We start from the raw sequence: 8,739 nt of genomic DNA, 5'->3' as shown, positions 1-8,739 counted from the left end.
GCCTTCTCCGCTGCGGTCAGCCGTACATTGATAACGGCGTCCAGCGGTTCCGGCCCCTGCGTTTCAAATGGCATCGTGTCTCCTTCTCGCCGGGGCGGGGGCGGGGGTGTGTCTTGGACAGTAAGAAGCGAAGCGCCGCACTGTCCGGGGTCAAGGGGCTTGCCCCTTGCAGGATGAGCCAGACCGTGAGAAGCGAAGCGCCGAATGGGCAGGCGGGGATTGGCAGGAACATGGCGAAGCCATGTGTATGACAATCCGCATCCTGTTAAGCTCATCCGCTCTACTATCGTATCAGCAGCTTAGCTGCACGGGACGCACTTTGCAACAAGCACAAATGGCGCTATGCTGTCAACTCCGTAACCAGTGAGCAAAGGAGTTAGCACGATGAAGTACACAACAGAACAGCTAGAGGCTATCGCTGCAAAGCTGCGGGAGATGCCTCCAGTAGAGAAAAAGAAGCAGGAGCACAGCAAGCAAGAGGCCGTGCGCATCCTTTCCAAAGAGATCGCGGCTTTGCAAAAGCGTGGATACACGCTTGACCAGATTTCCGAGACGCTGCGCGGAGAAGGTCTGAGCATCGCAACCCCGACACTCAAGAGCTACTTGCAGAGAGCAAAGCCAGCGAAGAAAGCCCCGGCGCAAGCGCCGGGAGACACACCCCCGTCCCGCCCCGCCGACAAGAAGCCTGCGGATACATCCAAGGCGACATTCACCCCGAAACCTGACAGCGACGACATTTAAGGAGTAAGCAACATGGCGAAAAGCATTTACCTGATCGGTGGCAGCAAGGGCGGCGTTGGCAAGTCGCTTGTCACGATGGCAACGGTTGATTACCTGCAAGAGCGCGGCGAAAGCGTATTGCTGATTGAGTCTGACACCTCTAACCCGGACGTATGGAAAGCCTACAAGGAAAGCACGGAAACGGAGCTTATCAATCTGGATGAGGCGGACGGATGGATTCAGCTAGTGAACTTGTGCGATAGCAAACCGGATAGCGTCGTGGTCATCAACACGGCAGCGCGGAATAACAAGGGTGTGAGCGCCTACGGTGAAACACTGAATAGCACGCTTGCGGAACTCAAGCGCAAGCTGGTCACGCTTTGGGTGATTAACCGTCAACGGGATAGCCTCGAACTGCTCAAGGAATACATGGATGCAATCCCGAACTCGGCCGTTCACGTGGTGCGCAATGGACACTTCGGAGAAGAAAAAAAATTCGAGCTTTACAACGGCTCCAAGCTGCGCACGGCGGTAGAGGAACGCGGCGGGAAGTCGGTGACATTCCCGGACTTGGCCGACCGTGTGAGCGATGACATTTACAGCAAGCGCATGAGCATTGCGATAGCACTCAAGGAACTGCCCATTGGCAACCGTGCGGAGCTTACCCGGTGGCGCAACGAGGCCAAAAAGGTATTGGAGGCCGTAGTCCATGAGTGACCTAGACGACAGCTTTGCAAAGCTGCTCGGCAGGCAACCAACGGACGCGGAGCGGCAAAGCCTTTACCGGGTGCGGGATGCACTCGGACTGAAAAACAATGATGCGCTTTGGCTGGTGCTCATGGCTTTGCAGCACTACCAAGGCCAGTACGAGAAATTCCCGCAAGCGATAGCACAAGCGGCCAAAGATACCTTGGTGAACTTCAAGGCCACTGCGGACGCAACGGTGAAAGCATCGGCGGAAGCAGCCAAGGCGGATTTGGCGCAAGCGGTAGCGGCAGCAGCGCAAGAGGTCGCGCACAACACATCGGCAAAGCAGATGTGGCAGTGGGCGGCGGGCTGCATTGCCGTGGCCTTCCTGTGCGTCGGCCTGTTCGGCTGGTACATGCACAGCAGCGGCAAGGATTCCGGCTACCAAGCCGGATACGGCGCGGGCTATACGGAAGCCAAGGATGAAAAAGCGGCGGCGGCATGGGCAAACACGCCAGAGGGGCGCTTGGCGTACCGCTTTGCCCAGTCTGGCGAACTGCAACGGCTGGCCCGGTGCAGTGGCAAGGGCTGGAAGGTCGAGAAAGGAGTTTGCTACCCAATGCAAAACACTGATGGCAATGTGTACGGATGGGCGCTGCCATGAGAATCAAGATAAAAGGGGAGATTACGGGCGAGCGCTTGGCGGAAGCTCTGCAAGCGGCGCTGGAAAAATACGAGGCAGTACGTCCGGGAACCAAAATCTACGGAGCGAACCTGTATCTCACGGCATACGACGCCGACGGCCTGCCGTTCGATCTGGTGGACCATCGCGGCGAGTCGCTCTCGATCACCATCGAGGCCAAGTCTGGCGAACTGGTGAAGCCTGCGCTCACGGCCGAAGGAGAACGCAGGCGCAAAGAAGCTCTAGACGAGGCGAAACGAAAGGAAGAAGAAGCACAAGCCAACGCGAAGAAGCGAGAAAGAGAAACGCTCGACGAGCACGAACGAAAATGGCAGGAACGGAAGGCGAAAGAAGCACAAGCGAGAGAGCAGTTCCGTTGGCTCAACGAGACAACCGCACAGCTTCTGAAGAACGATCCCGAACGATTCATTGCCGCGCTAAACAACGCAGTACAAACAGCCTGGCAGAAGTGCCAGCCACTCACGAAGCAGGGTGCCAAGAAAGGGCAACCACTGCCATTGCCGACCTTCTCCACGCACGCCGGCGGCCTTCTGCTGTCGGTCGAAACATGGAAGAACCCGCGCCGGGTGCTCAATCCGATCTGTACGCTCCAGCACGGCGAGCTAACCCCCTTCTGGGCACACGAAGCATGGGATGCGGCCATCGGCCTGATTGGAGAAGTTCTGAGCGCAGAGCGCCCCTAGAAGGCCCGCAAACGGCCTTAAGCGCGTTTTCTGCGCCCAACCTAACCCAAGGTAGCCGGAGCATCACAAAATCGCTTGTAGGCGCTTCTGATGGCTTTTGCGAGGGGGCATGGTGCGCGGAAGAGGGGCGCGGCGGGCGGCGGGGGGTGTGTCTGCAAGGCCGAAGGCCGCGCAGGCCCGAAGGGCCGAAGGCAAGGCTTCAGACGCCGCCTCAAAGCGGCGGCAGCAAGCCGCGCATGCTGGATGATCTTGGAGGATCATGGAAGGATTTTGCGGATCGCCCGCAAACCCGCGCCCCGTCTAGGTTTTTCAGATTGGGGCGGGGAACGTTACGCCGGGGGTCTGCCGATCTCCCATTTCCCCGCCGCGTACTCGCTTACCTTCCAGCCAAGGGCGGCAAGCTCGGCTAGCGCTTTGCGGGCGGTCTGGCGGCGCTTCTTCATGGCTTCTGTGCTGGCCTGATCCGGCCATATGTAACTGCAAAGTGTGTCGATCTCTACGCGCCCGGACTTGCCGGGGTCGATCCAGCCGCATAACCGCTGGTGCATCAGTCGTGCCGGGTCGGTCTGTAGCGCCCTCACCTCGGCCATGTCGATGCGTGTGTGGGGCCGCTCACCCATCACGGCCTCTGCGAGTCGGGGATTGAGCGCGACGAATAGCTTGCATTCCTGTTCATCGCTGGCGTAGTCCGACAAGATGCGGAATCCCTGTCGCCGCCCGTCTCGCTCGACGATCACCGACACCGCCCATAGCCGTTCAATCGACTCTCGTATCGTCTTGAACTGGCTGCCCCCCTCGTCTGCATAGCCAAGCTCTCGCGCCAGTTGCCCAAAGCTTCCCTTGGCAACCAAGGCGTCCTTCTCAAGTGCGTCCCACTTCAGCTCAAGCCATAGGCGCAGCTGCCGCCCTTCGTCTGTTTTTGGCTCTTGCGACAAGATGATTCCGCGTCCATCCTTGCCCGATGTTGCGGCCATCGCGACAAGCCCCTGCAAGACTCGCAAATCATCCGCGCCGAGTGGTTCCGGCCCCCAAAAGCGGATGGAATCCTTGCCATACGTGTAGGTCACGTCCAGCTTGCTGCGCTTGCGCTCGCCTCGCTTGAGGCTGCGGAACAGGCCGGGGGCCAGACAATGCGCCGGATCGTGCCGGGCGTGTGTTAGATCAAACTTGCTCACGGTTACCCCCCTTCTTCCCGTTGTCTTGCTTGGCTTCCACCAGTTCCACCGGCACCAAAACGCCGCCCTCTTTGCGCTCATACCACTGGTCAAGCGGGGTCGCGTCGTAGTTCTGCTTGCTCACGCCGAAGCGCACGAAGAAGCCGCGCCGGTCGTTGCCGATCGGCTGGCGGTCATAGGCGCGGTCGCTCAGGCGCTTGGCCTCGTCCTCGGTCATCTTGGCAACGAAGCCGCACCAACGGGCGTTGTCGATCAGAGCGGAAGCGCCACGCGCTGCCTGCTGCTGGTCGGTCTGGCCCTCGCGGGCGCTGCCCTTGCTGACGTGGTGCAGGTACAAGACAGACGCGCCAGTGCTGGCCGCGACGTGTTCCAGTGTGGCCACAAGCCGCGCCATGTCGCCGTTGCTGTTTTCGTCGAGGTTGTGAATTCGGCTCAGGGTGTCCAGCACGATCAGCCGCGCCCCGGCGCTGTAGTCGATGACGCGGCGCAAGTGCGCCTCGTCCATGACGTTCAGGCGCTTGCCCATGATCGGCTCAAGGGTCAGATTCTCGGCGATGGCTTGGCGGGCCGACTGGTTGAGGTGCTGGCCGATGGCGTGAACGCGCCGGATCAGTGCCGGTGCGGGATCTTCCCCGGCCAGATAGACAACGCGCCCGGTGTGCTGCGGCTTGAGGTTCACCACGTCGCCGCCTGCCACGCTGCAAGCGATGGACATAGCCGCTTCCAGCGCCCAGAAGCTCTTGCCGGTCGCGCCGGGAGCCACCAGTGCGCCAACGGTGCCAGCCAGAAACCCCGGCCAGATGAAATCCAGTTGTGGCGGCTCATTGGTGAAGGCCGCCATAATGTCTAAAGCCATGAATCACGCTCCTTTGCAACGTGGTTGGTGGTTAGGCGCTGCCGTGGTGGCCGCCACGGCCTGCGCCGCCTAAAAATGCTCTGCCTTCGCCTTGTCCGCATAGCCTTCTTCAAGGCTTGCCGCCTCGTTGGCAAGCTGCCGCTGCTCGGCATCCATCGTGTAGCCGTCTTTCAGGCCAGAGGCGAACATGAGCGCATCGCGTAGGGCAATCTCGGCCTGCCCGTACTGCCGCCCCTGAAAGGCGCTGTGGCCTTCCGTGCCGGTGTCCCGCACGGTGCGCCCGCCGTCGATGATGCGCCACTCGTACCAAGCGTTTTCTGGCTCGCCGTACACCTCGATCTGTGCGCCCAAGGAATCCGGCGCGGGAATCTTGTAGAGGGTCTTAATCATTTCCGGTACACCTCCTTGCGGTTGCCGATGCGCACAACGAGGATGCGCAAAGCGCCGTCCTCGATGCTGGCAACAATGCGATAGTCGCCAACGCGGTATTTCCAGAAGGCTCCCAGCTTGGAGCCTTTGAGGGCTTCGCCAATGCTGCGCGGGTCGTCGAGTCCAGCGACGCGCTCACGCAGAAAAGCGGTGATGCGCTTGGCGACAGCCTTGTCCAAAGCGGCCAACTCCTTCTTGGCCTTGTCGTCAAACTCAATCCGCCAAGCCAAGATCGCGCTCCACTTCTTCCAGCGTGTAGGTGCGGCTACGGCCTGCGCGAATGTCGATCAGGCGTTGCTCTGCGAGGTACAAATCTTCGAGGTCGTCCAAGTGCTCAAGGATGGCTTCGCGGGCATAGAAAGTCTTGGTGCGCCCGGTGGCCTGTGCCAGTGCTTCAAGGCGGGTTTCCACTTCGGCGGGCAGTCGGATTGCAAGCATGTTTCGGCTCCTGTTCTGAAAACGCTATACAAGTATAGCACAACTACCGCGAAACGCTAGAGACTCATGCCCGGTGAGTTATCGCGCTCGATCTTCTGCGCCTTTGCCTGCTCCTGCTGGCGTACAGGCTCGCGCCCTTCCAGCTTCTCCCACTGCTGGCGGTACTTCCCAAGCTCGGCGGCTTGGCGGTCGCCTGCGGCGCTGTAGGCATAGCGGGCGGTGCGCTGCGCGTAGTCGTTCCAGTCGCGGCCCTCGTCCTTCTGCCGGGTGGCCGGGGCGCACTGGCGGATAGCGCCCTCGATGGCGGCTTGATCGTGGCCGGTAACGCGCATCCGCACGGCAATCATGGAATCCACGCGGGACAAGTCCACCTCGCCGCCCCGCTGCCGCTTGAGCACGTCGCGGTAATGCCGCTGATAGGCGTCGATCGCGCTGCCGCTGGCCGCTGCAAGCTCCAAGGCGGGCTTGGCTTTGGCTAGCGTGGGCTGCTGCGCCTTCAAGGCGGCTTGCCGCTGATACTCGGCGTCGATCTGGCTGGACAGGGCCAGCGCCTTGACGCACTCGCGGCGCTCGGCCTTGAGCAAGCGCACCTCGGGATAGCTGCCGTCCTCCCGCTGGTGCTTGGGCTTGCGGTTCTCGTAGCCGGGTGCGCGGTGCGGATGGATAGCGCCCGATAGCTTCGGGTCGCCGTATTCGCGGTTCAGGGCATCGCTCAGCCGGTTGCCCACGTCCTTGTCGTGGACCGTCCCCAGCTTCGGCACGGTGATGATGGCCTGATAGTTGCCGGGACTGGATTCCAGCACGACGGCGGGCTGGTAGCCATCGCGGATAAGCCGCTCCAGCTTCTCCCGGTTCATGTCGTCGATAAGGATGTGATGCTTCCTGTCCGATAGCGGCGTGTAGTAGAGGTTTTCGCCCCGGCGCTGTAGGCGCTGCATCTCCGGCGTGCGCTGCGCGATCTCCTGCGGCGTGAAACCCCGCGTGATGCCGTCCTTCTTGTCGAGGATGAAGGTTTGCTTCCTGCCGTCTGCCTGCATCTTGATGGACGTGACCCGGTAACGCTCTGCGCCTACCGCTTCCGCGTACCGCTCGAACTGCTTTAGCTGCTCCGATTTCATCGCCTGCGCCCTCTCCTGCTGTATCCGCTGCCGCTCCTGCTGGATGCTCTCCTGAAGCTCTGGATTCGTGATCTTGAAGCCGTGCTCTGCTGCTAACTTTGCGCACATGGCCTTGTATTCATCGTTCCCTGTCACGGTGAAGCTGCCCCACTTCTGCGCCGATAGCTGCAAGGCGGCAAGCGTGCTGTCCCGGTTGCGCCAGTCGTGAATGTCGATGCTCTTGCCCTTGTCCACGAAAGACACACCCCCGCCCCGCCCCGCGTCGTCCTTGCGGCTGTAATGCACCTGCTGGCCGACGATCTCCGGGACATAGGCGCGAATGTCTCGCGGCGTCGGCGGCTCGCCGCTCGCGCCCTCGATGCGCTGCGGCTCGCTGGCCCGGTGTCGCCACTGCTCGGCAAGCTCCGGGCTTTTCTGCATCCGCTGCCACTGCTCCAGGTCGGGATAGGGTCGGAACTGCTGCCGCCACTGCTCGCGCTGCTTCTGGTGCTTCTCTTTCAAAGCGGCTTTCTCTGCCGCCTGCTCGGCGGCAATCACGCTGCGCATGGCGTTGAGCACTTCGCCCTTGCCCTTCCAGTTGCCGCGCATGAGTTCATCGCGGCGGGCCTTCTGCTGCTCGGCCAGTTGCTTGCGCTCCTGCTCCTGCTGCTTGTCCAGTGCCAGCTTGGCCGCGTTCTTTGCGGCGTAATGCGCCTTGCGCCCGGTGATGTAGTCCTTCCAGCCCGGCACGTCTGGCTTGATCGGCTCCGGCTCGCGCTGTGCAACCTGCTGCCGCTGCGGCGCGGGCTGATACTCGCCTAGGCGCTTCTGCATCTTGGCAAGGCTAGCGTTGCGGTCTACGTCGCTGGCCTTCACGCCAACATCCCCGACAAACACGGTCGCCCCGCTGCCGGTTTTCTCGTAGCGCATCCCCTTGGCTGCTAACTCGCGGTGCAACTGCTCCCAGCTTTGCGCCTGCTTGATGATCGCCGCGCCGTCCTCGATGGCGATGCGAAGGGCTGATTTCTCCCCGGTGCGGTTCTCCATGTCCCGCTTCTTTTGGTCGGGCTGACGCGGCTTTTCCGGGTCGTATGGCGCTCGGCCAAGCTCCCCGTTCTCCAACACCTGATAGCGCCCGTTTTGCTCACGCTGCCAGCCTTGCGCGTGCTCGATTCGTGCTATCGCCCGGTGCGCCAGTTCAATATCAAAGCCACGGTTGATCTCGACAATCTTGAGCGTTTCGGGATGCACACGATTGATAGCGATGTGCAAGTGGATATTGTCCGTGTCCTTGTGTAGGCCGTAGATGGCTTGGTGGTCTTTCCATCCGAGTTCTTCCATGAAGATGCTTACGGCTTCCTCCACCTGCTCCGGGCTTGGCTGCTCGCCTTCGCGCCAACTCATGATGTAGTGATTGACCGGGTTCTTGCTGCGCACGGATTCAGCAGCAAGGGCAACCATTTCTTCGCGCTGCGCGGCGTGGTCGTCGCAGAGGAAGCCGCGCCCGTTGGCGTACAGCACTTTCTCATCCGGGTTCTGGTTGTGAGGCTCGCGGATGTAGTCGGCCAGGTCGCGGATGCTCGCCGTCTTGTGCTTGCTCTTTGAGTTCGGCACCTTCTTAACGATCACGGCTCAACCTCTCGATGTAGGCTTTCAGTGCCACCAGCGCCCCGGCTGTGTCCTTGCTGTACACGCCTCCGCTCTCGTTGTGGATGTGCTTGAGCAATCCACCGATCCGGCGTAGTTCTTTGAGCATCACGGCATCGGCGTTGGCAATGATCGGCCTGCCAAAGTAGCGGCGGCGGACAAGCTCCGACATGCTCAAACCGGCAAGGTCGGCGTCCTCTTTCAAGCGGGCCTTCTCCGCTGCGGTCAGCCGTACATTGATAACGGCGTCCAGCGGTTCCGGCCCCTGCGTTTCAAATGGCATCGTGTCTCCTTCTCGCCGGGG

At 61.2% G+C, this 8,739-nt stretch carries 11 protein-coding genes; 4 read left to right on the top strand and 7 right to left on the bottom strand.

All coding sequences use genetic code 11. From position 1 onward, the window contains the following. Nucleotides 1–384: 384 nt before the first annotated feature. The 4 genes from DFR43_RS13500 to DFR43_RS13485 are packed head-to-tail and all read left to right on the top strand — an operon-like array spanning nt 385 to nt 2,793. Nucleotides 385–741, top strand: a complete 357-nt coding sequence (locus DFR43_RS13500) for a protein mobC (protein WP_133599574.1) — start codon at nt 385–387, stop codon at nt 739–741. Nucleotides 742–753: 12 nt separating this feature from the next. Beyond that, nucleotides 754–1,437: a nucleotide-binding protein gene (locus tag DFR43_RS13495; protein WP_133599572.1), complete on the top strand. Its 684-nt coding sequence runs from the start codon at nt 754–756 to the stop codon at nt 1,435–1,437. Beyond that, the gene (locus DFR43_RS13490) at nt 1,430–2,071 is read left to right on the top strand and encodes a DUF6753 family protein (protein WP_133599570.1); all 642 of its coding nucleotides are present in this window, start codon (nt 1,430–1,432) and stop codon (nt 2,069–2,071) included. Before DFR43_RS13495 ends, DFR43_RS13490 begins: the two co-directional genes overlap by 8 nt. Continuing rightward, nucleotides 2,068–2,793, top strand: coding sequence for an OfxX fusion product (locus DFR43_RS13485; protein WP_133599568.1), 726 nt, complete (start codon nt 2,068–2,070; stop codon nt 2,791–2,793). The genes DFR43_RS13490 and DFR43_RS13485 overlap by 4 nt, the downstream gene beginning before the upstream one ends. A gap of 329 nt (nt 2,794–3,122) precedes the next feature. On the opposite strand, the gene repC is transcribed toward DFR43_RS13485, so the two are convergent. The 7 genes from repC to DFR43_RS13450 all read right to left on the bottom strand — a co-directional run. After that, nucleotides 3,123–3,968, bottom strand: a complete 846-nt coding sequence (gene repC, locus DFR43_RS13480; protein ID WP_245988955.1) for a replication protein C, IncQ-type — start codon at nt 3,966–3,968, stop codon at nt 3,123–3,125. Beyond that, nucleotides 3,955–4,824, bottom strand: coding sequence for a helicase RepA family protein (locus tag DFR43_RS13475; protein ID WP_133599564.1), 870 nt, complete (start codon nt 4,822–4,824; stop codon nt 3,955–3,957). The genes repC and DFR43_RS13475 overlap by 14 nt, the downstream gene beginning before the upstream one ends. Before the next feature lie 69 nt (nt 4,825–4,893). Continuing rightward, nucleotides 4,894–5,214 carry a hypothetical protein gene (locus DFR43_RS13470; protein WP_245988954.1) on the bottom strand — a complete coding sequence of 107 codons (321 nt, stop codon included), beginning with the start codon at nt 5,212–5,214 and terminating at the stop codon, nt 4,894–4,896. Further along, a complete protein-coding gene (locus DFR43_RS13465; RefSeq protein ID WP_133599562.1) occupies nt 5,211–5,483 on the bottom strand; it encodes a type II toxin-antitoxin system RelE family toxin in 273 nt (90 codons plus the stop codon). The genes DFR43_RS13470 and DFR43_RS13465 overlap by 4 nt, the downstream gene beginning before the upstream one ends. Beyond that, nucleotides 5,467–5,691 carry a type II toxin-antitoxin system RelB family antitoxin gene (gene relB, locus DFR43_RS13460; protein WP_133599560.1) on the bottom strand — a complete coding sequence of 75 codons (225 nt, stop codon included), beginning with the start codon at nt 5,689–5,691 and terminating at the stop codon, nt 5,467–5,469. Before relB ends, DFR43_RS13465 begins: the two co-directional genes overlap by 17 nt. Nucleotides 5,692–5,747: 56 nt before the next feature. Next, complete coding sequence (traI, locus tag DFR43_RS13455; protein ID WP_133599558.1) at nt 5,748–8,417, bottom strand: TraI/MobA(P) family conjugative relaxase; 2,670 nt, start codon at nt 8,415–8,417, stop codon at nt 5,748–5,750. Next, nucleotides 8,407–8,739 (bottom strand): plasmid mobilization protein (locus DFR43_RS13450; protein WP_425471102.1); only part of this gene is annotated, 333 nt, incomplete at its 5' end. The genes DFR43_RS13450 and traI, both read right to left, overlap by 11 nt.

The sequence above is a fragment of the Tepidicella xavieri genome, from assembly GCF_004363315.1.
In the GTDB taxonomy this organism is placed as follows: domain Bacteria; phylum Pseudomonadota; class Gammaproteobacteria; order Burkholderiales; family Burkholderiaceae_C; genus Tepidicella; species Tepidicella xavieri.
This window is presented reverse-complemented; position numbering and strand designations above follow the sequence as displayed.